This window comes from Paenibacillus sp. OAS669 (assembly GCF_014873645.1).
Lineage (GTDB): Bacteria > Bacillota > Bacilli > Paenibacillales > NBRC-103111 > Paenibacillus_S > Paenibacillus_S vulneris.
In genome coordinates this window covers 25,263-51,515 of the sequence record NZ_JADBDR010000024.1, presented here as the reverse complement: position 1 = coordinate 51,515, position 26,253 = coordinate 25,263, and the positions used below count along the sequence as shown (strand labels likewise).

Genomic DNA, 26,253 nt, shown 5'->3' with positions numbered 1-26,253 from the left:
ATCGATTCGATGGATGTGATGGGATTAAGACAGAGCTCCGAACAGTTTAAACGGACTCTCCAGCAAGGAAATCACTATCGCATAGTCAGAGTCATTCATGCGCTGCTTCGGCTGGAGGGGGAAGCATTTATATGGGTCTTGTACTCGCAGCTGCTTCATAGGGAACCGCATGGCCATGAGCTTCAGTACTACATGCAGCTTCTCGCGCAAGGGACACAAAAGCTGAATTTATTGACTGCATTGATTCAAAACGGGGAGGCCGAGCGCTTGTTCGGTTTCCCTAATCCGCCAGGGCATCAGGACATCACCTTGGCCAGTATTGTCAACCAATTTTTCTTAGCCGACGGCCCCCAGTTTATAGAAGCTCTGTATTACGAGTTTTTATACCGCAGTCCGGATCCGGGCGGCATGCAGGTCCATTTGCAGCATCTGGCACAGGGCGTCCCGAGAATGATGTTTATTATGAGCTTTTTGACCTCTTCGGAATTTCTTACCTTGATGGCGGCCCCCCTGCCGCCTGGGGAGACCTCCGTCATGCCTAATACACCTGTACAGCCGGTTCCGATCGCGGGGAGCGGGCTTCCCGCGAAGCAGGTAGGCATATTTATGGGATATACCCAGACGATTGGGAAGCTGCTTGACGGTGAAGGCATTGGGCGTTTCAGCATGCGGTTGATTGAAGGGCTGTTGCATCATCCTGATATTATTATTCATGTTGCAGTAAGGGAAAATAACTATCTGGATCTGGAGCGGGCTTACCGGAAGCTGAAGGCCCTCTACCCGGGACGGGTCTTCGTTCATAAATTTCCTTCCATGGAGTGGCTGAACCACCATATCCCGGTGGATGTTTGGGTGGTGCCATATATCGGCATGGAGCTGGCTTTAGAGCTGCATAAGCCCTTTGTTTTGTGCGTACACGATTTGGTATACATGCACTTTAGGAACGAGTACTACAGAGAGCAGCCTGTGTTTTGCCAGAGTCTGGACAATATTGTATATAGAATGGCCGATAAAGCCAGAAAGGTCGTTTTCAACTCCAACTTTACGCGGGATCATGAAGGAATGCAATTTTTGAAGCTGCCGTTTCATAAGATGCATGTGATTCGTCTTGCCGCACCTTCAGAGGAGTATGCCTCCTTCGGAATTACTCCGGAGCTGGAGTTCCGGTTAAAATATAAGCTATATGGACCGTACATTACGTTTCCGTCTGTTGTGCGCCTGCATAAGAACCATGACCGTCTCATCGAAGCCTTTCTTCGCTACAAACAATCCCCGGACGGCAAGAGCTCACAGCTCCGCTTGGTTTTGACCGATCAGCAGCATGACAGGCCCTTGGAGGGCGCAATGGCAGCCGCCCTGCAGCGCTGCACGGATGCTGAGGCAAGAAGCAGCGTGAACTTCATAGGGCGGCTGCCTTCACACGATATTCCGTCCCTATATAAATATGCATTTGGTACCATTGTTCCTACTCTATTCGAAGGTAGCTGTCCGTTCCCTATCCTGGAATCCCTGGTTATGGACACCCCGGTGGCGACCAGCAGACTGGAAGTCATTAATGAGGTTGTCAGCGATCATTATGCTCTGATTACCTTTAATCCTTATGACGTTGCGGAGATGGAGACGGCAATCCGGCAGCTCGTCTGGAACAGGAATCCGCTGGTTTTACGGCAGAAGCAGGCGTTACAGAGCATGCTGAATCGAAAATGGACGGATGTGGCCAACGAATATTATGCTGTCATTTCAGCTATTCAAATGGGATATTAAAGAATGGAAAGAGGAGCGTGGCTAGTCCCGATTAAGGGCGACACGCTCTTTTTTGCCCGCAGCTGCATGTATACAATTTGATTCCTCCTGCAAATTACCTGAATCAAACGCAAACGCTGCGCCCCAGGTAATTTTCTCAAGCCCCATTTCTATTCCCTGTGGTTCAGCAGCATGGATGGCTTAGTGAGGTTATTTGTTTCATCTGAGCGCAGGAGGCCGACTATCTCGTAAGGGAAATAGTCGGCCGGAACCGGCGAAGCTTTCGGTTAAGCCAGGGCTTAACCGGCTTGCTCCGTTTCTTTCTTCGGATTTTCACTCCAATCATCTTTACGGCGATTTCACGCTGGTACCGGCTGATCGATTCGATCTGCTCGGCAAGCCCCTTGGCTATATCCTGAGAGTCTTTTACGACCTCTGACATACTCTCCATCATGACGGCCAAGGCGCGCTGGCTGCGGGCCAAGGATTCCAGTATGTGAAGCTTAAGCTTTATTTGCAAGTCTTCCTCTTGGCGCCTCATCTGGAGCTGCCTCCGAAGAAGTCGTTAAAATCACCCGAAATTTCCCCTGAATTGCCGTCCTCATTGCTATCTCCTAATATAGCCTGCAAATTTTTGGTCAATGCCTGCTCCATCTTCGTTAAGCCGTCAATCACTTCGAGCAGCTGCTCGTGGATTTCGATAGTGCGCTTTACTTGATCGTTGTGATCGCCTAAATGCGAGGAGGTCAGATGGGTGCACATCCATCGGCTGGAGCGGGCGGCTTCATGCGCTTTGGCCTCCAATATTAAGGAAATATTTTTTTGAAAGCTTGCTGACGATTGCAGCAGCCTGTGGTAAGAGTCCGTTCTGCTCAAAGCTAACCCTCGCTTTCCTTGAATATAGGCTATTCTTCATCGGGTAAGTCAACTTCTTTTAGTACCAAAATCAGATTATCGCCCAAGGCATCCGTTAAATCGGCCAGGCTGTTAAGGTAGGCGGCTATATTTTTCGTTACATTGAGCGAATGGTCCGTCAGTGATTCTATATCTCCGAAAGAAGGGTTTTCATGCGAAATGTCATGAATAAATTGTCCGGCGAGCACGGCGATATGGCGCTCGGCATCAAGTATTTTGGCCATTTCCAGCTGAGAAATGGACATATAGTCAATGATAGCATCGATTTGCCGCTGCATTCCTTGCCCTCCTTCCCATATAGATTTCCACCATAACATATGCGGATGGATACCGCTAAATCACGGCATCCGCCTACCGCATGACAGCTGCAAAAAAATTTCATGGCCGTTGGTCCAGAGGCAGCCCCCGCCTTATAGGAAGGTGCGGGGGTCTACACCCCATTTATCGATAAATTTAGTGTAGTTGCGTTCCAGCAGCTCCTGGACCGATTCCTGGCTCTGCTTCTGGAAGCTTGCGCTTCCATGGTGGAAGATAAACGCATCTCCGGCAATCATGAGCCGAAATCCCGCTTGCCGGGCACGATAGCAATAATCGTCGTCTTCCAAGTGTCCTGGCGAGAATCGTTCATCCAGGAGGCCAATTCGATTCATTAGCTCCCGCTTGAATAAGAAGCATAGTCCGACAACTCGCTCCGTAGGCTGCCATTTCGTCGAGTCAGGCTGATTGTACCGTTCCGCCATATCGGTCACGTTAGTAAAAGGCTCTGTAATTTGCTGCTTTCCGCTCGCATAGTTGGTGACAGGTCCGACAATGCCGATATCGCTGGAGCTGTAAAGGCATCTCAGCATATGGTCCAGTGCTCGCTTGGTAAATAGCGTATCGTTGTTCAAGAGAAGCAGCGCATCCCCGACGGCAATGCGAAGACCGAAATTGCAGGCAGCGGGAAATCCGCGGTTGAAGGGGAGGGAAATCAGCTTGAGCTTTTCCTGAATGCAGTACTGGACGGAGCCGTCATTCGAGCCGTTATCCACCACAATAATTTCGTACGCCGTGCTGATGTGCTCCCGAATGGATGCAATACAAGGCTTCAGCAAGTGAAGCCCGTTATAGTTCGGTATAATGATGCTGGTCATTTGCATGCTATTATCCTCCTGCGTAGCCTCTTTTGCGTTGGGTATCCACAAACTCCAGCCTTTCTCCAGCCCGTTCACCCGCTAGCCTGATCGCTTCAATATGATCTCCGATAATCAGCTCCGCCGTTCGGTTCTTCCTCCCGACGTTGCCCTCCCGCAGTTTGTTTCGGTTAATGACGTTAATGCTTCCCCCCGTACCGATATGCAATCCCTTCAATACCGCCAGCACTTGTGCTTTAGGGGGGACAATTAGGGAATGGATCCCCATGGTCTCCACAGCCTTACGGGACAGAGCATGAGGTACGGCTGTCATGGAATTGGCGGCCAGGTCGGGCCGTTTGAGTGCGACATTCAAAAATTGCTTCATATGCGTGACGGAATCCGAATGTGCAAATGAAGATAAGAAAGGGGTCACATTGTTCAATGCGACATCCAGCCCGTTTTCGATTCCATAGATAAAAGGAATCAGCTGCTCCGCCTGAATGGGAATGTCGCCGTCCAGGAAAAGCAATATATCCGATTGTGCCAGATTGGCCCCAATGGCGCGTCCGACATCATGTCCTACTGCCTGCGGATACGATACGACGACAGCGTGGGATTTGCTGCGCGCAATTTCGAAGCTGTGATCGGTTGACCCGTTGACAACAACATAAATCTCGTCCAGAGGCAGACGGTTTAATTGCTGTAAGATAGTCCCGATGGATTCTTCCTCATTTTTAACGGTCACGATAGCCGCTATGGTCTTATTCGTGGGGACAAGGAGCCAGTCGTGGGGATGCTGGCCCTTGGCTTTGAAAAAGCCCCGAATATATCCTTTAGCGGCTTCCGCGTAATGCTTCCACGGCTCCCGGGTAATATGCAGTGACGGAATATGCTTCATCCAGTAACGGTTCAGCGCTTTTTTCTGGAAAGGCTCATGCTCGATGGAGTACAGCAGACCGTCCTCCTTGCCGTATGCTTTGCCGGAACGATACGCATGGGAAGATGTCCTGACGGTAAGGAGCTGGGCTCTTCTTTGTCTAGCAGCCGAACGGAGGGGCGTTCGCTTGTTTCTTTTCTTTAGCCTTGCTCTGCCCCTGGGGGCAGCCACTTTCCTTCGTTTTCGCAGCCGGGTACGGGTAATGGTTTTCTTGCCAGGTCGTTTATAAGCAGGTTTCAATTTCGTTTCACCTCACTAAGGACCGATTTCTGGCTAAATCCGAGTGATGAGCCCGTTCGTTAGTCGCCTGAACTAACCAATGTATAGCTTCCAGATGATCACCGACTATTAAATCCCGAAGCGGATCGACCCCATGGTTTCTTCTGCGTATCGGATTCACTGTGCTGACATCGACGTGATGCACCGCTTCTACCCGAAGCTGTTTGACTAGAGCTATTGTCTGTGCTTTGGGAGGGACGGATAAATGCTCCGCACCGATCGTATTCAAGGCCCTTCTGCTTAGGGCGTGAGGGATGGCGGTCATGGAGCAGCCGCGTAAATCACTGCGGCCGAGCATGCTGTTCAAGGCGTGCTTGGCGAGCACCACCGGATGCACTTGTTGGGTCTGCACGGGACCGGAATACCGGTTTAAGGCTACGTCAACTCCATGACGAACCGCTCGAATAAATGGGAGAAGCTGGGCTGCCGGAATTATGATATCCCCGTCCATGAAAAGCAAAATATCTCCCGTCGCATGCAAAGCGCCGACACTTCGTCCGACATCATGTCCAAGAGGATGCTCGAAGCTGATAACGCGGGCACCTTTGGCCAGCGCTACTTCTTTGGACCCGTCGGTAGAGCCGTTAGCGACAACGATAATTTCCAGCGGATTCAGCTTACGGGCTTCCCTCAGCACCGAATGCAATGTTTTCTTCTCGTTCATTACCGGAATAATAACCGATACCCTGGATGAGGATGGAGAGCCGGCAGCTGGCATGGATTTGCGTTTTTGCCGCATTCGTTGTACAACTCCTCTCATCGGTTTTAGTACAAATAGTCATATATCGATTCGTACAATAGTTATCTTATGTACTTTTGTCACGGGAGAGAGGGCTATAGCATATAAGGGATGAAAAGGGCGCTCGATAGGTGCATAGATGATTTAAATCCAAGCATACAATAATGTAATTCATAGGGATTGGGGGGCATATGATTGCGTCGAGTCGTCATTATCGGAGCGGGCGGGCATGCAAAGGTCGTCATGGATATTTTGAAATCGAACCGTGCCTTGGAAATTATCGGATGTACGGATAAACAATTAGCAGGAACCCAAGTATTAGGTGTTCCTGTCCTCGGGGATGACTCGGTTCTTCCGGAGCTGTACGGCCAGGGGGTTCGGCATGCCTTTATTGCTATCGGAGATAATAAGCTTCGAAGGCTGCTGGCCCGTAAAGCTACGGAGCTTGGGTATGAATTAATCAACGCGGTGAGTCCTTACGCTTACGTGGCTGAAGCAGCTTCACTAGGGGCTGGCGTTGCGGTAATGGCGGGAGCAATCATTCATCCGGATGTCCGAATAGGAGATAACAGCATTATTAATACGCAGGCTTCTGTAGATCATGACTGTGTGATCGGAGAGGCGTGTCATGTGGCGCCGGGTACAACTCTGTCGGGAACCGTCACTGTAGGAGACGGAACGTTCCTTGGTACCGGGACCAAGGTCATCGACGGCGTTCGAATTGGCTCTTGGTCCGTACTCGGAGCCGGTTCCGTAGTCGTCAAGGATATACCGGACAGCTGTCTCGCCTTCGGCGTACCGGCGCGCATCATCCGGCAGCTGTAGCCTATAAACCTAAAAAGACGCTTCCCGTTCGTCAGGGGAGGCGTCTTTTTGGTGTTTTGGGGCATTAGGGTGAAAGGAGGCATATACCTATCCGGCTTATCCATTCGTTTAGTGCGGGTCGTCCGGGAAACACGCCGATAGACTTAATTCCGGTCGGCAGCCTTCACTTCAGCGGCGACCTGTTTGACCTTTGCCGCAATATGCTGGATATCCTCGGGCGTCAGGCTGCCGTAGCTTGGTAAATTGATTCCCTGAGCGCAAATGCGGTTGGATACAGGAAACTCATCGGCTGGCTGTAAATGCTGATAAGGAGGCAGCTTGTGCATCGGGTAAAAGAACGGCCTGGTTTCAATCCCTAACGCGTACAGACGCCGCATCACCTCATCCCGCTGCTCTTCCGTAAACTCATGGAAGACGGCGCTGAACATCCAGTATACGTTCTTAGCCCATTCCTTCTCCACGGGCAGGGTAATAAGGTCGCTGTCCTTCAACTGCTCCACATATTGTCCGGCAACTTGAATCCGCCGCTCGATATGCCATTTAGCCTGCTCCAGCTGCGCCAGGCCAATCGCGGCTTGAATGTTGGTCATCCGGTAGTTGTACCCGATCACAGGGTACCAGTAACGACGCTGAGGGTCCATTCCCTGCCCTTTTAATAGAGCGATTGTCCGGGCGATGGAATCGTCGTCGGTGGTGATCATTCCTCCTTCACCGGTGGTCAGTATTTTATTGCCGAATAGACTGAATATGGCTGTGTGGCCAAGAGAGCCTACCATGCGTCCTTTATACTGGGCACCTACGGCCTCCGCGGCGTCCTCGATGACGAACAAGCCGTGCCGGCCGGCGATCTCAAGAATCGGGTCCATGTCGGCCGAATGACCGTACAGATGTACAGCGATGATCCCTTTCGTGCGGGGGGTTATTTTTGCTTCGATTTTCCGGGGATCGATATTCCAGGTATCCGGTTCCGAGTCGACGAAAACGGGCTTAGCATTGCAGTAGGTTACTGCGTTGGCCGTCGCGATGAAAGTGAACGTAGGCACGATAACTTCATCCCCCGGACCAACGCCATGGGCCAGCAGGGCGAGATGAAGGGCCGTCGTACCGTTGCTGCAGGCCAGAGCGTGCTTGGTCGTGCACAGCTCGGCAAAGCCCTGCTCGAATTTTTTGATATAAGAGCCGTTTGAGGAAATCCAGGTAGAGTCAAGGCAGTCGTTGACATATTTTTTTTCATTGCCATTTAAGATTGGGAGTGCAACAGGATAAAAGTTGCCCAATTTATATCCCTCCTAGTAGGGCGGCACCGTGCGGAACATGTAAAAGAATGAACGGCGCGTAAGTGATTGAAACATGACTATTCGATAATATATGCACTTTCTCGGAAAACGGGGTCAAGGTACACCGCTTAACAAGGCCCATTTTGGGAGAGAAGAAACCAGCGAGGGATTTCATAATCCTCCTGTCCGGGTTCGGGATGAAGACCGTGATAAGCACCCACACACATCATTTTGCATAACAGTATGATATGGGTAGCATAAAAGGCGATTTTGGTAGCCCGTATTGAATTGGAGGAGAACGATGTTGATTAAGCCTTCCGTTATTTATCAGCAAGAACCGTTAATCGCAAAATATGAGCAGGTTGTAACCGCTTCAGAATGCCGGCAGTTAATTGAAATGGCCCAAAATTCTCTTCAGCCTGCCAAAGTCATAGGACAAACGGAGGTAGTAACCTCGGATTTCAGAAAGTCGGATTTTGCCTGGTTTGACCATCATGCCAATGAAACGGTAATCCGGGTATGTAAGCGGGTCGCTTCCATCGTTGGGCAGCCTCTTCATTACGCGGAAAATCTTCAGATAGCAAGATATCTCGTTGGCGGTAAATTCGGTGCCCATTATGATACTTATGATTTGTCCACGGTGGCCGGCAAAAATTTCTTTCATCAAGGAGGGCAAAGGCTGTACACGGCACTGCTGTACCTGAATTCAACAAATGCCGGGGGCGAAACCTACTTTCCTGAGCTGAACCTAGATATTGTTCCGACAGAAGGCACTCTATTGGTTTTTGAGAATTGCAAAAAAGGTACGAATGAAACGCATCCGCTATCCTTGCACGGCTCGCGGGAGCTGAAGGAAGGGGAGAAATGGATCGCTACTTTATGGTTCCGGGAGAAGGCTCAGTATGTCGCTCCATGGACTCAAGCTGCAGTTGAAGAACAAATGCTGCCCGAGAATAAGGAACCTGAGGCAGAACGCATGAAACCGATGCCAGTCTCGGGCATGCCGGCTCCAGAACCAGCTGCAGCTTCCACTTCGGGAAGCCAAACACTATCCGCTAAGATCGTTGCGAAAGGGAGCGGAGGGAAGCGGGAAATACATTTCCGCGGATTTACAGTGCAGACCAATTACTTGGCGGAGGCTGGTCTATATGATCAGGGGCCGAGTCCAGGGGAAATGATGCTAGGGGCACTGGGCAGCTGTGTAACTCAAACTGCATTGGCATTGGCGGCAGAGAGAAAGATCGTACTGCAAAAGGTTGAAGTGGAGGTCGAGGGAGAGCTGGCCCAAAATGATCCGTGGAGCGCGCCTTCCCTTCATAACATATCCTATCAACTTAGCATTGTTTCGCCGGAATCTACAGACACCATACTCAAGCTGCACAATGCGGTCACCAGAGTATGCCCTAGCTTGCATCTGTTAACCGATCCACAAACCGTTCGCAGGACATTTGTACACGTGCAGCCGATGCAATAAAAGAGCAATCTAGCTGCGGTATAACATCGCACAAGTATTGCGGTTTCAACATTACGGCGTGTTTGCTTTCCGACCTGCCTATCCGAATCTCATGCTCTTCTTTTGGAGTATGGGATTTTTTTATATTAATGAAAAGATCAGCCCCATCTCGTGGGGCTATTTTGTTCCTTGGCCATAACTACCGGACAACAGCCAATTTTTACTCCAGTGAGGTATCCGTCTATATGCTCCTATGTGTACGAGAATATCATTAACTAGAGTGTGTGGCGCAAGCTGGAGGTAAAAGCTGTAAGGAAAGGAGTTGTATGCATGAGAGGAATTATTTTGGCCGGCGGTACGGGTACGAGGCTTCGTCCGCTGACGAATTTGGTTAACAAACATCTTCTGCCAGTAGGAAAGTATCCTATGATTCATTACGCAATAGACAAGATGGTATCGCTCGGAATCAAGCAAATTCTTCTGGTCATAGGCAAGCCATCCGCCGGTTTGTTTACGGAATATATAGGAAGCGGGCAGCAATGGGGGGTTAGCATCACGTACAAAATCCAGGAAGAGGCCGGGGGGATTGCAGAAGCACTGGCGCTGGCAGAGGATTTCGTTCCTGCTGACGAGAGCATGCTGGTGATTCTCGGGGATAATCTTTTTCAGGACAATCTGCATCCGGCGGTAGAAGCTTACAAGAAACAGCCTCGGGGGGCTCATGTGTTTCTGAAGTCCGTGCCGGACCCGTCCCGTTATGGCGTTCCGGTAATGGAAGAAGGACGTATTGCACTTATCGAAGAGAAGCCAGAGAACCCGCAATCGAATTACTGCGTGACAGGCATTTATATGTATGATTCACAGGTTTTCGATATCATTCGAACGATAAAGCCTTCCTCCAGAGGAGAGCTGGAAATCACCGACGTGAATAATGCCTATGCCGCCAAAAAAGAATTGTCCTATAGTATATTGTCCGGATGGTGGACAGATGCAGGAACCCATGACTCCTTGCAGGAAGCAAGCGAGAAGCTGAGAGGAAGTGATGCGGAATGAGCACGTTGTTGGTTACCGGGGGCATGGGCTTTATCGGAAGCAACTTCATTCTGTATTGGCTCCAAAACCATCCTAAGGATCGGGTAATCAACTACGATCTGCTGACGTATGCCGGAAACCCTGCTAATGTTGCCTCTGTGCAACATTTATCGAATTACCGTTTTATAAAAGGGGATATTGCGGAAGTAGCGCTTCTAGAAAGGGTCATGCTGGAGGAGCAGGTCGATTGCATCATACATTTTGCGGCGGAATCGCATGTAGATCGAAGCATAGAAGATGCTTCCGTGTTTGTCCGTACTAATGTGTTAGGTACGCAGGGGGTATTGGAGGCGGCAAGGAAATGCGGGGTCCGCCGTATGGTCCATGTGTCCACCGATGAAGTGTATGGAACGCTGGGGAAGGAAGGTTATTTTACCGAGCAAACGCCGCTTTCTCCGAACAGTCCCTACTCTGCGAGTAAGGCCGGATCGGATTTCATGGCTCGCGCATATTACGAAACGTATGGTTTGCCGGTTATGATCACACGCTGTTCCAACAATTACGGCCCCTACCAATATCCGGAGAAGCTGATCCCCAAGATTATCACGAGGGCGCTTCTGGATCAACCGATTCCTGTTTATGGGGACGGACAGAATGTAAGAGATTGGCTTCATGTGGAGGATCACTGCTCGGCAATTGAGCGGGTGCTGGAATCCGGCAAGCCGGGGCAGGTATACAATATTGGCGGAAACAGCGAACGATCCAACATCGAGGTCGTCACCGAAATACTTAACCGGCTGGGTAAACCGGAAACACTCATTCAATTTGTCGCTGACAGACCCGGACATGACCGCCGATATGCTATTGATGCATCCAAAATAAGAGAGGAGCTCGGCTGGGCCCCCCGTTATTCATTCCAGGAGGGAATTGCGCAAACCGTGGATTGGTACGCGTTACACACGGGTTGGTGGAAACAACCTGCCGGAGATGTCCCTGAAGGCCATGCCGGGGACGATGACGGAGGTGAGCCCGAAGGATGAAGGTATTTATTACGGGAGCGGGGGGCCAGCTGGGATATGATTTGATCCGTGTGTTATCTTCCAAGCATCAGGTTGTAGCCATGACGAGAGCCGAGCTTGATGTGACGAATGAGACAGCTGTTTTTCAAGCTATCAGGAACATAAAACCGGATGCGGTCATTCATGCCGCAGCTTACACGAACGTGGATAAAGCGGAGCAGGAGAGCCATGAGGCTTATACCATCAATTCGATTGGAACGAAAAATGTAGCTCTTGCGGCAGCGGAGATTGGGGCGAAGCTCGTTCATATCAGCACGGATTACGTGTTTGACGGGAGCAAGCGAAGCCCCTATATCGAGACGGACCGGCCTAACCCATTAGGCGTGTATGGAAATTCCAAGCTGCATGCGGAGAAATTCGTGGAGCTGATCAGCGGACAATATTTCATCTTGCGTACTTCCTGGTTGTACGGCAAAAACGGCAGTAATTTTGTTACAAAAATGATTTCATTAGGCCGGCAGCATGGGGAGCTTAAGGTCGTATCCGATCAATTCGGTTCACCGACCTATACGCTCGATTTGGCACGATTTATCGAGTACTTGATGCAAACGGACTGCTATGGGCTGTACCATGTTGCCAATAGGGGGCAATGCTCGAGGTACGCGTTCGCTCAAGCGATCTTTCAAGCTTTGAATTGGCATCACGTGAAGCTGGTTCCCATTAGCTCGGCAGGCTTTCCGTCTGCTGCTCAAAGGCCCGAATACTCCGTTTTTGACGACTCTGCTATCCGGTTGAACCACCTTCCGCGTCTTCGGGATTGGAAGGATGCTTTGAACGACTTTTTGCATAATGATTTTGTATTGGAGGAACCGGCTGATGATTGAAGGTGTTCTGAAAAAAAATCTTGTGCTCCACAGCGACGATAGAGGGTATTTTATGGAAATATTACGGGAGGATGACCCCATCTATGGAAGGTTTGGGCAGGCCTCTCTTTCCATGTCGTATCCGGGTGTCATCAAGGCATTCCATTATCATAAGAAGCAGGATGATATCTGGTTCTTCCCTTCGGGGAACGCCCAAGTGGTGCTGCATGATATGAGAACCGATTCGCCGACTTACAAGCAGACGGACGTGTACTATATGGGAGACCATAACAGGTATCTGCTGTTCATTCCGCGCGGAGTTGCGCATGGCTACAGGGTGCTCGGCAATCAACCGGCCACCATCCTGTATTTCACGAATATGGCCTATGACCCCAAGCAGCCGGATGAATTCCGTATCGACTGGAATGATGCGTCTATCGGGTTCGATTGGCAGACACGAAATCGATAAATAAGCGGGTTTTCCTAGGGAAAACGATATAGCGATTGCGTACGGAGCAGGTTTTCTGTGGAAAATCAAGGGGCTGTTGAGAAACCTATGGAACTTGAACTAATGCCAATATACTACGGTGAGGTATGCCCCCTCCGGCCGCTGTTGTTCTCGGGAGATGTTAATTGTATCCACTTTTTAGCGGAAATTTCCCGAGAACAAAGGCGGACGCTATCGCTCCTACATCCCGCTAAACTAGGCTTCTCAACAAACTGAATTTTCTACGGAAAACCCAAGCGAATGCTTACGAAGATAGTTTTCCTAGGGAAAACGATTTAGCGAATGCTTACGAAGATAGTTTTCCTTCGGAAAACTTTTAGGAGGTAGACAAAGTGGCCAGTCATGGAATACAATCGCGTGCCTTGGCCGCAAAGCTGCAAGGCGCCAGAAAAGGCCGAGCGGACGGCTACCGTCTCGGCCGCAGCCACGGCTACCATTTGGGGCGATGTCAAGCAGTACTGGACCGGGTGCAGCCGTTACCGAGTGTAAAAAGAGCGATAAAAGTGATGTATGTGGAGGAAGGAACCCCGGGGTTTCGCACATTGGACCTGGGGATTACCAACTCGATTAGTGTGCTGGTCCAGGAAGTGAAGGTTGTTCCGCCCACATCGGATCTGACGGCCATTGCAGGCGAATTCCGTCCTGATTTAATTCTAGTTCTAAATGGGATTTTGCGTGTGCCTAACGAGCAAATTATTAATCTTCGCCTGCACGGGTTCCGAACGGCGGTCTGGATTATGGATGATCCTTACTTTACGGATATTACGGCCTCCATGGCGCCGTTATACGATTACATTTTTACCCATGAGTTCAATGCAGTTCCGTTTTACCAGGCTCTGGGATGCGGGAATGTGCATTATTTGCCTTCCGGTGTAGATCGGGCCGTAGTCGCTCCGCGATTTGTCGAAAGACATTACCGGTCGGATGTGTGCTTTATCGGCTCCGCTTTTCCTAACCGGATCTCCTTTTTTGATAAAGTGATCCCCGCTCTGAAAGGAGTACGGCTGTTTATGGCAGGTTATGGCTGGAACCAGCTGAAGCATTATGATGCCATTAAACAACATGTGAACCTTCAAGGTGTGCTGTATGATGACAACATCAAGTACTATATCGGGGCTAAAATCGTGATCAACTTGCATCGTTCGGACGAGGAGCGATATAACAGCAGGAGAATCCATGCTATGTCCGTTAACCCCAGGACGTTTGAAATATGCGCATGCGGTACGCTCCAGTTGACGGACATTAGGGAGGATTTAACCAGCCATTACACGCCCGGGCAAGAGCTTGCCACTTTTGCAGGTCCGGAGGAGCTCGTGGATCGCATTCACTATTACTTGCGTCATGAGGAAGAAAGACGGCGAACAGCTCTCGGAGGGCTGCATAAAACCATGAGCCAGCACACTTACAGCCATCGTTTGCAAGCAATGCTGCTCACCATTTTTAACGAAACAGGTGGTTTGGTATGAGGCGTAGACTTGCCCGTTCTTCTAGGAAAAAAAGTGCCGTTCCAACCGTAAGCATGGGTACGATAAAAGGCAGAAGGGAAGGTTTTCGCACGGGGTGGAGGCGAGGCTATCATCTTGGAAGAAGCGAAGCGATCCTGCAAGCCATTCAGGCGGCACAAGGAATTCAGCTGATTCGTGATCTTCATGTGCTGTTCGTGATAGAAGCTTACGAGGGCGGACAATTTCATGAGCCGATTAATCAAGGAATCATCGGGGGCTTGCAGGCCCAGGTCCGGCAAGTATCCGTAGCTGCACCAATGGACAACATCGTCGAAGTGGCCAAACAGGTACAACCTGATTTGGTATTTGTTTTGAACGGTATTTTTGATCTCCCAATAGAGCACATCGACGCCATTCGCATGATGGGGATCCGGACCTGCGTTTGGATTGCCGAAGATCCTTATTTTATTGATGTGACGCTGCAGAAAGCCCCTCATTTCGATTATGTTTTTACGCATGAACTTGGGGCTGTTCCTTATTACCAAACGGCTGGATGCCAGCAGGTTCATTATTTGCCTCTAGCGGTGAATGAGGCGATGTTTCGGCCGCAGCATGTGAATTTATCGTATAGCAAGGATATTTGCTTTATTGGGACTGCATTTTGGAACCGGGTGCACTTCATCGATAAGGTTTCCACCTATTTGGCGAACAAGAAAACGTTCATTTCCGGCTTTCTGTGGGATCGTTTGAAAAGCTACCGCAGACTCCGCTCGAAAATCAGCCTGGAGCGATGCATGAGTATCCAGGACACCGCCGCTTATTACAATGCTTCCAAGATCGTCATCAATCTCCATCGTTCCCATGAAGACGACCAGCATAACTACAATTCCCGACGCATTCCTGCGCTGTCCATCAATCCCAGAACCTTCGACATATGTGCCTGTGGAGCCCTGCAGCTCACGGACATCCGGCATGATTTAAGCTATTTCTATACGCCGGGCCAAGAGATTGTCACATATTCAAGTCCGGAAGAGCTGAAGGAGAAATGTGATTATTACTTGAAGCATGAGGAGGAACGCCGAGAGATTGCTCTGCGGGCCCTTCGAAAAACAATGAGCGAGCATACGTATAAACAAAGAATCTCCCGTTTGCTCAGCGTTATCTATGGATAGACTACTGGACTGCTTGCTATCCCGTCACGAAGGTTAGGAGGATAACAAATGACTGTCATACGAAGATTAACCCCGCAGCAGAGGCGGGGGAGATTACATGGAAGTAGGGCAGGCTACAAGCTTGGCTGGAACTACGGTCTCCGGCTGGGCCGCAATGAAGCGATAATTCGTTCCCATGTTCCGCTGCAGACGGCGGTTCATGATCTTTCCGTGCTTTGTGTCACCTCAGGGATGGGGTTTCCTTTCTCTCCTATCGACTTGGCCGTGGTGAAGGCGCTGCAAAATCAAGTAAGGGAGCTTCATGTCTGTTCCCCCCAGGACGACCTTCTCTTGTTGACTGCCCAATGGAAGCCGCAGCTTGTGCTCGTCTTGCTCGGCATGAATGTACCGCCGGAGATTATGCATTCGATTCGCAGCCAAGGAAGCAAAACGGCCATATGGTTTTCGGATGACCCCTATTATTCGGATATTACAAGATCAATGTCTACGCATTACGATTATGTATTCACCAATGAGCTGAGCTGCGTAGAGTTTTACCGGATGCAGGGGTGCCCGATGGTGTTCCATTTGCCTCTAGCCGTCGATATGGCCGTATTCCGTCCGCTAAGGGTTCATACCGGCTACTTTAGTGACGTTTGCTTCATCGGAAGTGCTTATTGGCATAGGGTGGGTTTCTTTGACCGCATCGCTCCTTATCTGGCCCAAAAAAATGTTAAGATTTTCGGATGGTGGTGGGAGCGTCTGGAGCATTATTCCAAGCTGTCCCACAGTATCCGCACGGAATGGCTGTCACCCGAAGAAACGGCCCAATACTATAACGGAGCCAAAATTGTCATTAACCTTCACCGTTCCCCCGATGATGAGACCTTTAATAAGAACAGCTCCGGCGTCAAGGCGCTTTCGACCAACCCGCGCACCTTTGAAATTTGCGGCAGCGGGGCGTTTCAATTGACGGACGCCAGGCAGGATTTGGGCACCTTGTACGGACCGGGCCAAGAATTGGCTACGTACGCCTCTGCTGAAGAGCTTGTACACAAAATTGAATATTATTTAAGCCATGAAGAGGAGAGGAATGAGCTGGCCCGCAGAGGGCTGCAAAGGACGCTGAGGGAGCATACTTTCGATCACCGAATTGCTGCCATGCTCGGTATGCTGGCTGCTAACCCCTGATTTCTCAAGCGAGGGCAAGCTGCAACGGGATTGGACCACAAAGAGCCTGTTGTGCAGGCTCTTTGATCTTTGCGGAAGATCGCTCAGGGGGTTCTCTTCTTAATTACAATAGCGCTATGGAAAATAGACACATATTGCGCAGCAATGTCATCCCAGGAGGCGGCAGGATCGTTCATCCCTGCAACTGCGGATGCCTTGAACTCGTCATAATGCTCCGTAAGATGCTCCATCGCCTGTGCGATCGAATCCGGGGATTCCGGACGGAACCATACGACCTTAGCGCTTCGGTTCGCCAGATGCTCGCGCATGACAGGAATATCCGAGCATAGGACAGGCACTCCCATACTTAAGGCTTCCTCCACCGGGTAGCTGCCCCCTCCCTCAGACAGGCTCGGCATGATAAGAGCGTAAGCGTTTTTGATTAGAGGGACTACATAATCGTCGGGAACCATTCCAAGAGGGTATAATTCTTGGTTTATCTTAAGATCAAGCCGCTTGATCAAGGATACAATGGTTGGTAAATAGGCTATTTCAGGCCATGCCGGCGGAGTACTGCAGTATTGCTCCGTATTGTTGCCGGTCAACAGGAGCGGATGATCTTTTCGTTTGGAAAATTTAGCATAGGCCAAGAACAAATTGTAATGGTTTTTATGCGGTGATGTGTTGGCGGGACAAATAAAATAGCGGCTTGGCAGCGAACCCGACAAGATGCGGCTTGTCTCTTCGTTTTCAAAATATTGGGCAGGGGAAATGGCGTGGCGGACGACCGCTGCCCACCTGCATCTATCTCCAAAATGAGCGATGAGCCTGGATTTCACATGCTCGGACGAGACGACGATGCCATCGCAGTGGTCCAGCCAGCGCTTGGATGATTCCCAGTAGCTTCGAATATACGGCCCCGGCGTAAACGGCGGCACAAAATCCAGAATCGTCGTGTCATGATAGGTTACGACCGTAGGTTTATTCCAATCCCGGTACTCTGTACCGTGGGGCCAAAAAACGTACACCAGATCGCAATCGGTCAGGTAGGGATGGCCGGCCGGCAACGTTTCGGTGCCATCGTAATATATGACTTCCAGATTAGGATGCCGGGATCGGTTTATCGTATTTTGAAGTCCGCTGCGTGAATTGGCAATGAGTCTTACGCTTTGAACGTCGGGGTGGCGGGCAATTGCCGTAGCCAAGTTAACCAGCAGACGGCTCCCGCCTCCGATCGAATGCGTAGAACTGTAAATGGTGAGTTTCATTGACTGCCTCCTCAATTCAGATGCTTTCGCACATAGTTCTTTTTTCATACTATATGTGATCGGATTTTTAATCGTGTGTTCCATACACTATGCCCGAAAAAAATAAGGTGTCATGGGCAGGCTGTCATGAATAGGCTTTTACTAATAGTGATTTGCCTATTCTTGTACTGGAATGGAGGAAGCAGGATGATACCACAATCCCCCTCTGCCGATGATTATTCTTCTATGTCCGCCAAGCTGCAGTTTCGGGACTTGCGCCGGTTTATGTTCCAGCTGCAGTGGAGTGTCAGTCATACGGCGGCATTGATCAGCGCTTATGCTGCATTGGTCAAACTTGCCCCGACAGAAGAAGCAGCCCTAGAGCTGGAGCGGATGCTGACGGAAGAGAAGAGGCAATATAAGCTGCTTGAAGCATTATACATGGAATTAAAAGGGGAAGAGCCGTCGGTTCAACCGGAACGTTGCACTTATACCACACACGAGGAGGGCTTGCAGCATGTAATCCGCTTGGAGAGGGAAGCCATCCGGCAGTACCGCGATACTTACCTGCTAACCCCGAGTCTTAGGGTGCGGGATTTATTCTTCTATGGGATGAGCGATAGCGCGGACCACCTGGTGGGGCTTATTTTAATGAGATAGTCCGAAAGTCATGTTTTTATGCTGAAGGGTATTGCAAAATCTGACAGGAATCTAGTATAATCGAACTGCATAGGAAAGTTTTGGAATTGATGTGGTATAATTTCATAATTGTTGGGTCGGAAGCACCGCCATACAGAGGGAGTATACCTATGTTTGGAGGTGCTTTTTTATGAGCTGATGCAGGACAACCTGAGAATAAGGAGCGTATTGAAATGAAGAAAAAGATAATGGCGGCCGTTATTGCCGGAGCTTCATTATTATCTGTTATGGGAGGGACTAGTGCGGCTCCCCAATTTTCCGACGTAAACGGTCATTGGGGTAAGGATCAGATTGAATTTGCTTTAGCTGAAGGGTACGTTGACGGTTACCCGGATGGCACATTTCGTCCGGAACAAAATGTAACCCGAGCTGAATTCATGAAGCTGGTGATTGATGCCCTGAAATTTAAAAAGCAGGAAGAACCCGGTAATGACTGGTATGCCCCCTATGTCACTTCGGCCGTTGCTAATGGAATCCATCTAGCCGACGAATTTCCCGCCGTTCATATGAACGACCCGATCACAAGGGAAGAGATGGCCCGCATTGCTGTAAGGGCAACAGGGGAGGCCAATTACGACGTCAAGAAATGGATGTATCTAGCGACGTCCAAAGGGATTATTAATGGCATGGATGACGCAGGGACTTTAGGTCCTGAGCAGCCGACAACTCGGGCTCAAGCGATCACGGTGATTCGAAGGATTATGAAGATTAGGGAAGGAGCGAGCCTGCCAAAGGATAAATACGCCATTTCAGCTGCGGAGGTTTATTGGCATAAGACGAATGTGATTACGATGCTGCCGCAGTATTTTGGTGATGCATATATTTATGGGTGGAATACTTTTCGTGATGATCTACTAAGATTTGATGGACCAAACGGTTACGCTGAAGTTGAAAAGTATGTGGTAGTGGATATGGATGATTTGAATGATCCCAATAGAGGGTTAATTCCTTCTAATTTTAGATGGAGCGCCAATTACAAAAAACAGTATAATTTCCGATCAGATACTCCCACAAATTCCTATGCACTATTATCTTTTAATCATATTAATGTTGATTTAGATGCTGCAACACCATTTACATTCACGAAGCTTGAAATCTCCCCGTTCTACAATGATTATTCTGTTGACGAAACGGGCAGATTGAGGGATGTTACACTGTACTCCGAATATGATGAAAAGTATAAGCAACTCATGAATGGAATTGTACGTTTGGATAAGGGGAAGACAGATTTACATTTTATCACTGGTCAACTCCTACCAAAAGGTAAATTAGAAAAAAAATCTCCTTTCCTATCCATCTACAGGATTGCTGCGAAAGACCTCGGTGAAATCATAGATACCGAGATTTACCAATCAATAATTGATTATAACTTTGAATAGGGGAAACAGTTGCGAAAAATAGTTATTTTAATTTTAATACTGTGGTCAATTCCTATCCTGATAAATCTTAACCAATTAAAAGCAGCTGATTTAACTAGACATGAATTGGGAGAGGTTTACATTGATCCTAGTGTTATTGCTTTAGACAACACACCGGGAAAAGATAAGTTTATATCAAAATATAGTACCCTCAATTACCCCGATTACGTAGTCGATTTACCAAATGTAGTTAAAGTAGAGCTTGAAGATTTAACTGATAAGACAAAAACTAAAACAATGCCAAGCAAAGGAGGTAGTAAGTACGAGCTAAAGCTTGAGGGCACACCACTTGAAGCAAAGCGAGATGACGTGAGAATTCCGAAAGGTTATTACGAATGGTTCCGTGATCCCAATAAGGTCGTGTGGATGTATGACTTCGATGGCAGGCATCACCTTAGCACTCGTCCAAATAGTTATTTAGCGCCACCTAGTGGATATTGTAAAGTTGCTACAAGCCCCTATGACAAGGATGTAACTAACCAAGGTGCACCTTGTAACGTTGCCAAAGATTATAGAGAAGGTACTTTATGGACCAATACCTTAGTAATCCCTAGCCTTAAAGTAACAATAGATATTAAAGATGTAGATCAGTTAAAATTCGATAATGACTTTGCTTTTATTAAAACTGGGACTCTTACTCGTGATAATATTAGTGATCAAATTGATACAAAACTAATTGACCCCAATACACTCCGTTATAGATTTGACTATGAAGCAACATATGATGTCCCAAGTGATGAAACTATTAAAGATGAAACACATCCGGATGGAATGGTATTAAGGTGGTACAACGAATGGAGTATGAATATAACCGGTAAAGTATACCAATATTCCAAAATGAAAATCGTTGCCTACACCGACGATACACCGCCGCCAGATAATCCAGACTTATTAGTGGCCGATTTGATTGCGAAAAATGTTTGTATCGCAGTAGGGCAGCCAGCGATATTCGAATATACCATAAAAAATGCAGGACCTGCCTTCACCAAGAATTTTAAAGTCAGTATCCGAGTAGACGGTGTGGAAATAAAGTCTGATTCTTATACTGGGCTAGGGTTCAACGAATCAAAATCAGCCACATTCAATTACACGTTTACTTCCGAAGTCCCCAAAACCATTACCGTCTTTGTCGATAGCGGTAAAGATATAGACGAAGGAACAACAGGTGAAGATAACAACACAGCTAGCCTAAACGTAGAACCCAAAGCAGCAGGGGCGTGTGATGTAACCCCACCAAAACCACCAGACCTAAAAATCACCGGTGACTTCACGATCTCTCGGCCAACGATCTATTTCACGGAAGACAACAATATGTTTCCGGAAAACATTTCCGTAACCGGCGGGAACGGCTGCACTTACGTATCCCATCAGTTCAACTTCACGCAGGGCAGCGCAAGATATTATCCCTACGAGCAGCTAAGCCCGAAAGATAAATCCTACCGTTTCGCTTATGACTCGGGTATGGGGCAATATGGCGGGGGAATTATGAAGGGGACTGTTTCGGTGAAGATGCAGATTCATACGTCTTGCGGCGTCACGGATGAGGTCGGACCCAAAACGTTCGAAATCATTACAGATCCTAACAATAAACCGCCTGTACTCGAAATTGCCTGGTATTCCGGTTCCACCGAAATTAAAGATCCTGTAGTGCTAGGGGCAACGGTGAGCGTAAAGGTGAAGAAAGAGGAAGATCCGGACCCGAACGATATAGTGACTCGAACATGGTACTTTAATGAAGGGGATAGCTGGATTCAGAGCTTGCCTTCAACCTATAAATGGAGAGAGCCTCTCAACGCAAAAAGCTACAACAATATTGTTGCTAATGTACGCGGCTCTCATAAGGTCTGTGCGATTAGCCAGGATGATAAGGGCAACCTTTCCAATAAAGCATGTGCCTATCTGGATGTTATCGGACCGGAACCGGTTCCTGTTATTAGCGGGGCGACTAAAGTCAAAGTGAATCGGCCAATGAACCCGCCGCTCGATGCGGATAAAAGTTATTCGCCAGCTGGTAGAGCGATTGACCATGTAAGAGACGAATGGAACGGATCGGCCGTTTGGGATGACGGAACGACATCATCCTGGAGTGGGTATATTTCAAGCAACTCCTTCAATAAGCCGGGGCAAGTCACCGTGACTTTGGACGTTTTTGATAACATAGGGTTGAAATCCGTTGAACCGGATTACCATACCATTACCGTAACACCGGACGAGCCGCCGATCATTGAGTTTCAATATTTAAGCTCCATGATTCGCCAGCCTGTCAAATTTAAAAATACTTCGTACTCTCCGGATGGGGATGGCATTGAAACCTACCGTGTGAGCTACGGCTATGATTGGAATAACAACGGGACTTGCAACGTGTACGAAACCTACGCGTCCTACGATAACAACGAATTCACATTTAACCCTGCAAGAGTAGGTAATTACTGCTTCCGAGTTTATGCAAAAGAACCGGAGAGTTACGGGTTATCTGCATTTAAGGATTACTGGGTTGAAGTTATTAACGATAATCCGGAAGTCACGTTTACGGTCACCGGGGAAGCCAGCGAACCGAGTCCGATGAACGTTGCAGGATATCCAGCTAGTGAATTAGCAAGCGGCAGCTGGACGAATACGACATTAGACAAGCCTAGTATCTTTAATTCTTGGGCAACAGGACCTAATGGCTCTCTGATCAGTAGTCGCAGATATCCGGGAGACGGGCCATCGCTATTTTCATTGCCGTTAGGGGATGAAAATATCAAACTTAGAGGCAAGCCGATTAATATTCAAAATACCACGCTTCGAATAGAAGAAGCTACATCCATTGGTAACAACGAATTCATTCTAGGCGATCACTTAGTTTCGCCAAACCATGACCCGATCAAACTTAACTATACCTATGGGTTGTCTGGAAGATCGATCGGTTACTTTAACTGGTTAACGGATGAATTTATGCTAGTTGACACTTATGGGCCTCAATATGATAACGTAAACGCCTTGTATAAGTACGCAGAAACATGGACGAGATGGAGATTGTCCGATTTACGGAAGCAGAATACAACTCCGGTCGCAAGCGGAAATAGGTTAGCGACCTGGAACAGTGGTCCAGGCTATAGAGTTAGCGGTGAATTTGCCCGTTGGGGTGATGGATACAGAAAATACGGATATCAAAGAACAGAATTACGAGAAGATTTTGCAGAAATCAACCTGACTTCAAGGACAATTACCTATTTTAAAAAAGATGGCAATGGAACACCGTATAAAACAGCAAGCTTTGATAATGTCGCTCCCTTCCCACAGACGGTAGGAACAGGCACGGGAGGAAACCTGTATTATTATCCCGAAGCAGCTCCAGACACTATTTTTTCTCCGGCTGCTATGGATGGCAAAGGAAATTATTATAATTTTGTAGCCGACAGCAATGGGAAGAACCATTTAATCAAGGTTGACGGTTATACTGGAATGCCAACCGACTTAGGGATTCCGAACCTAAATCCTAATGCCTCTAACTCCTTTGAAAATATTTCGGAGGATGGCACCGTTATAACCATTTATAGCAGTTGGGATGGTTATGATGATAGTAATGGAAATTGGGTTCCAAGTGGCACCGAAACGTACTATAACAATATCACCACAGGTTCTAGGGTTGGGAAGCCTTCGGCCCATTTAGAAAACTTTAAGGATGGTTATCAGAATGGTTACGGGTTTAAGACATTCAGAGAACCTTACACCTATTGGGATGATGATGAGGGAAGGTATGTAACCTCTTATCAGAACGTTGAAAAACTTGTGGATTTATCTAATGATGCTCCGGTTAGCAAAAGCTCCATTTACCGAGCGCCCCTCAATACAAATGGCAAATCGGCAAAAATTACATCGGATAATCAGTATTTATCGCAAGGATATGTATATGAGTACGTTCCAAGCACGGATCAGCCTACCACATCGAATGAACCGTTTACGTTTGGCCAACTCATTAGGCCTTCGTCACAGCAAATCACAAACGGTACCATTCTTTGGGATATGAAGACGGATATCGATCATGTGAACATGGCAGCAGGGATGGGCTTCCGTATTCAAAACTATCAAAACATGTACCGCCTGGAAGCGACAAACACCACGCTCAATCTGTACAAGATCGTCAACGGGCGGAAAACGCTGATTAAAAGCACGGCACATATTTATGAGAAAGGGACATGGACATCATTTAAAATTAAGCTTTCGGGCAGTGATTTCAAGATTTACGAGAGAAACAATCTCATCATCCAGGCTTCCGACAGCACCTTTGCAAGTGGTACGATGGGGCCATTCAGTACGGCAGATAATAGCCAATTCAAATCGATTATGTTCCAATGGAGTGATGCAGACAGCAGCTATGCTACGCCGGGAACGGCTATCGTAGATACGAATGTCATATATGAGGATGCCTATAAAGATCCCGAGAACGACCCTCGCCTGGATGCAAGAACACAATGGCACTATGAGCATGTCGATCCGAATATGTTCTTAGATATTGGCGATGGTAAATCCGGAATTTCCTCGTTGAACGGACAAACGCTTACGATAAGAAATCCAGTCTTTGATCGGGTAGGGAAATACAAGATCGATTACCGCGTACCGGACGATCCGCATTCGGATCACCGTATTGCCAACGGCGATTTGCTATTCCAGAATTACTCGCAATATTCCGATTGGTACACACAATACCTGATTGTCCATCGCAGACCGATTTCGAATTTTGCCCTCGGGCGCGATGGAAACAATGTCATCACATGGACCGATTACAGCTACGATCCGGACCGCTGCTATAACGTAGGCAGCTGCCAGTCCGGATATGAAACGAATCACGGCATTTACAAAAAGAAATTTTACTATATTACCCCAAGCGGTCGGCGCGTAGACGGAAAGCTTGTACGTCCTGCGGAATCCGGAACCTATATGGTATATATGGCGGTAGCGGACGAGTACAACGCATGGTCAGATTGGTTCGAGCAAATGATTGATGTGTGCGACAGCTGCATCCCGGCACCAAATCATCCGCCTACCGTAGTCCTGGCATTCCCAGACGGCACCTTTGCAAATCCTTCGCCGGTGAGCTTGCAGCCAACGATTACATGGAATCAGTCCGACCCTGATCCTGCTACGATGTACGAGCTGTTTGACTTGAACATCAAGGATGAATGGGGCAGCTGCGTAGAATGCGTGAAAAACCGATTCATGGGAACGTACAACGGAAACTGGGCTTGGACGATGGATACGATGCTGGTCATGGGACGCAAATATCAGGCAGAAGTACGGGTAACCGATGGCGAAGCCTGGTCCAGCTGGAGTAATATCGGTTGGATGGCCACCAACAGCCCGCCGGCTGCTTACATGAGCTTCCCTTATGGGACACAAGCAGCTCCAACGATCATTAACACGCTTCGTCCGACACTGACTTGGTCACAATCCGATCCGGACCCTGGGGCTTGGCTCGATTACTACCAAATTCAAATTATCAACGAAGAGAATAATGTTGTCATCTATGACAGCGGCAAAGTATGGCAGCATACCCAATCGACCAACGGCAGCCTGGCCGTTCCGGTGGATCTGCCGACAGGCCAGAAAATGCGGGTTATGGTTCGCGTTTGGGACCAATACGATGCGGTATCGCCTTGGAGTCCCCAAGTCTGGATGATGATTAACCGGCCTCCGATAGCCGATTTTGATTGGACGCCGAAGCCGGCATTTGAAGGAGATACCGTAAGGCTGATCAATAGGTCATCGGACCCTGATGGAGATCCTCTAACATACGAGTGGGAAATTATTGGTCCTGAATATTCTGCGGCAGCTGCATCTCTCCATGCCGAGATTCCATCAGCATCGACCGACAACCATCCGGGGAACTATAGGGTCACCCTTACAGTTACCGATATTCATGGGGCATCCGACTCCATTACCAAGATCGTTCCGGTCGGAGATTTACTGCTTGATGGATTTGTAAGGCATTCACCTCAATGGAACGAGAACCGGCAAGCCTATAATTTACGGAAAACAGGGGAAACGGAACGTCCTCGTCCTTATGATCTGTTCTGGTCAGGGGAGGCGTTTGTATTGGCCGCTACAACCAACGAGCCAGCCTCCGGGGTAAAGGTACATATGGAATATACCGAGGTGGAGGAGACGCTGCTTGCCGAGTCGAACGGTAAGGATTGGAAGGGCCAGATGATAAGAGACGACTTTGAAAAGCTGCCGGACCGGGCATACCTGTTCCGATTTACGGCAGTCTGGCCTAATGGTCATACGGAATACGTAGAACGCATCATTAAGATTCAAAATCCGTGGACGGATTTTGCAACCAGCGTTAGAAAAGAATAAGCTAGCTCAGAAACCCGGGATATCCGTCAAGCGGATGGCATTCCCGGGTTTTCTGATTTCTCGGAGGCATTTCCTT

At 48.5% G+C, this 26,253-nt stretch carries 21 protein-coding genes; 13 read left to right on the top strand and 8 right to left on the bottom strand.

The window, feature by feature from the left end; translation table 11 throughout:
* Positions 1–9: 9 nt before the first annotated feature.
* Entirely contained in the window at positions 10–1,764 is a 1,755-nt protein-coding gene (locus GGC63_RS32270) for a DUF4214 domain-containing protein (protein WP_192705771.1), read from the top strand.
* A 220-nt stretch (positions 1,765–1,984) separates the two neighbouring features.
* Here GGC63_RS32270 and GGC63_RS32265 read toward each other — a convergent pair whose 3' ends face one another.
* From GGC63_RS32265 to GGC63_RS32240, 6 genes are all read right to left on the bottom strand, one after another.
* On the bottom strand, positions 1,985–2,284 hold the full coding sequence (locus tag GGC63_RS32265; RefSeq protein WP_079909944.1) for a hypothetical protein: 300 nt from the start codon (positions 2,282–2,284) through the stop codon (positions 1,985–1,987).
* Positions 2,281–2,619 carry a hypothetical protein gene (locus GGC63_RS32260; RefSeq protein ID WP_079909945.1) on the bottom strand — a complete coding sequence of 113 codons (339 nt, stop codon included), beginning with the start codon at positions 2,617–2,619 and terminating at the stop codon, positions 2,281–2,283. The genes GGC63_RS32265 and GGC63_RS32260 overlap by 4 nt, the downstream gene beginning before the upstream one ends.
* Positions 2,620–2,648: 29 nt before the next feature.
* Positions 2,649–2,936 (bottom strand): nucleoside-diphosphate sugar epimerase, encoded by a 288-nt coding sequence (locus GGC63_RS32255; protein WP_192705770.1) that lies wholly within the window; start codon positions 2,934–2,936, stop codon positions 2,649–2,651.
* 132 nt (positions 2,937–3,068) lie between these two features.
* Positions 3,069–3,797 (bottom strand): glycosyltransferase family 2 protein, encoded by a 729-nt coding sequence (locus GGC63_RS32250; RefSeq protein WP_192705769.1) that lies wholly within the window; start codon positions 3,795–3,797, stop codon positions 3,069–3,071.
* Positions 3,798–3,801: 4 nt separating this feature from the next.
* Positions 3,802–4,950: a glycosyltransferase family 2 protein gene (locus tag GGC63_RS32245; protein WP_192705768.1), complete on the bottom strand. Its 1,149-nt coding sequence runs from the start codon at positions 4,948–4,950 to the stop codon at positions 3,802–3,804.
* Between the two features lie 7 nt (positions 4,951–4,957).
* The gene (locus GGC63_RS32240) at positions 4,958–5,728 is read right to left on the bottom strand and encodes a glycosyltransferase family 2 protein (RefSeq protein WP_192705767.1); all 771 of its coding nucleotides are present in this window, start codon (positions 5,726–5,728) and stop codon (positions 4,958–4,960) included.
* A 195-nt stretch (positions 5,729–5,923) separates the two neighbouring features.
* Between GGC63_RS32240 and GGC63_RS32235 the strand changes: the two genes are divergently transcribed.
* Complete coding sequence (locus GGC63_RS32235) at positions 5,924–6,553, top strand: acetyltransferase (protein WP_225948651.1); 630 nt, start codon at positions 5,924–5,926, stop codon at positions 6,551–6,553.
* 143 nt (positions 6,554–6,696) lie between these two features.
* Here the strand turns inward: GGC63_RS32235 and GGC63_RS32230 are convergent, their stop codons facing one another.
* Positions 6,697–7,830: a DegT/DnrJ/EryC1/StrS family aminotransferase gene (locus GGC63_RS32230; RefSeq protein ID WP_192705766.1), complete on the bottom strand. Its 1,134-nt coding sequence runs from the start codon at positions 7,828–7,830 to the stop codon at positions 6,697–6,699.
* 301 nt (positions 7,831–8,131) lie between these two features.
* On the opposite strand from GGC63_RS32230, the gene GGC63_RS32225 reads away from it, so the two are divergent.
* The 8 genes from GGC63_RS32225 (at position 8,132) to GGC63_RS32190 (ending at position 16,492) form a co-directional block, all read left to right on the top strand.
* On the top strand, positions 8,132–9,304 hold the full coding sequence (locus GGC63_RS32225) for an OsmC family protein (protein WP_192705765.1): 1,173 nt from the start codon (positions 8,132–8,134) through the stop codon (positions 9,302–9,304).
* A 309-nt stretch (positions 9,305–9,613) separates the two neighbouring features.
* Complete coding sequence (locus GGC63_RS32220; protein ID WP_192705764.1) at positions 9,614–10,336, top strand: sugar phosphate nucleotidyltransferase; 723 nt, start codon at positions 9,614–9,616, stop codon at positions 10,334–10,336.
* Positions 10,333–11,355, top strand: coding sequence for a dTDP-glucose 4,6-dehydratase (gene rfbB, locus GGC63_RS32215; RefSeq protein WP_192705763.1), 1,023 nt, complete (start codon positions 10,333–10,335; stop codon positions 11,353–11,355). Before GGC63_RS32220 ends, rfbB begins: the two co-directional genes overlap by 4 nt.
* Complete coding sequence (rfbD, locus tag GGC63_RS32210) at positions 11,352–12,218, top strand: dTDP-4-dehydrorhamnose reductase (RefSeq protein WP_192705762.1); 867 nt, start codon at positions 11,352–11,354, stop codon at positions 12,216–12,218. Before rfbB ends, rfbD begins: the two co-directional genes overlap by 4 nt.
* The gene (locus GGC63_RS32205) at positions 12,211–12,666 is read left to right on the top strand and encodes a dTDP-4-dehydrorhamnose 3,5-epimerase family protein (RefSeq protein WP_079909954.1); all 456 of its coding nucleotides are present in this window, start codon (positions 12,211–12,213) and stop codon (positions 12,664–12,666) included. Before rfbD ends, GGC63_RS32205 begins: the two co-directional genes overlap by 8 nt.
* Positions 12,667–13,037: 371 nt before the next feature.
* Entirely contained in the window at positions 13,038–14,171 is a 1,134-nt protein-coding gene (locus GGC63_RS35270; RefSeq protein WP_192705761.1) for a glycosyltransferase, read from the top strand.
* A complete protein-coding gene (locus GGC63_RS32195) occupies positions 14,168–15,322 on the top strand; it encodes a glycosyltransferase (protein ID WP_192705760.1) in 1,155 nt (384 codons plus the stop codon). The genes GGC63_RS35270 and GGC63_RS32195 overlap by 4 nt, the downstream gene beginning before the upstream one ends.
* 48 nt (positions 15,323–15,370) lie before the next feature.
* Positions 15,371–16,492: a glycosyltransferase gene (locus GGC63_RS32190; protein WP_192705759.1), complete on the top strand. Its 1,122-nt coding sequence runs from the start codon at positions 15,371–15,373 to the stop codon at positions 16,490–16,492.
* Between the two features lie 83 nt (positions 16,493–16,575).
* Here the strand turns inward: GGC63_RS32190 and GGC63_RS32185 are convergent, their stop codons facing one another.
* Positions 16,576–17,739, bottom strand: a complete 1,164-nt coding sequence (locus GGC63_RS32185) for a glycosyltransferase family 4 protein (protein WP_192705758.1) — start codon at positions 17,737–17,739, stop codon at positions 16,576–16,578.
* A 186-nt stretch (positions 17,740–17,925) separates the two neighbouring features.
* Between GGC63_RS32185 and GGC63_RS32180 the strand changes: the two genes are divergently transcribed.
* The 3 genes from GGC63_RS32180 (at position 17,926) to GGC63_RS32170 (ending at position 26,177) form a co-directional block, all read left to right on the top strand.
* Positions 17,926–18,378: a ferritin-like domain-containing protein gene (locus GGC63_RS32180; protein ID WP_192705757.1), complete on the top strand. Its 453-nt coding sequence runs from the start codon at positions 17,926–17,928 to the stop codon at positions 18,376–18,378.
* A gap of 212 nt (positions 18,379–18,590) precedes the next feature.
* The gene (locus GGC63_RS32175; RefSeq protein ID WP_192705756.1) at positions 18,591–19,796 is read left to right on the top strand and encodes an S-layer homology domain-containing protein; all 1,206 of its coding nucleotides are present in this window, start codon (positions 18,591–18,593) and stop codon (positions 19,794–19,796) included.
* A gap of 9 nt (positions 19,797–19,805) precedes the next feature.
* On the top strand, positions 19,806–26,177 hold the full coding sequence (locus tag GGC63_RS32170) for a CARDB domain-containing protein (protein ID WP_192705755.1): 6,372 nt from the start codon (positions 19,806–19,808) through the stop codon (positions 26,175–26,177).
* Positions 26,178–26,253 lie beyond the last annotated feature (76 nt).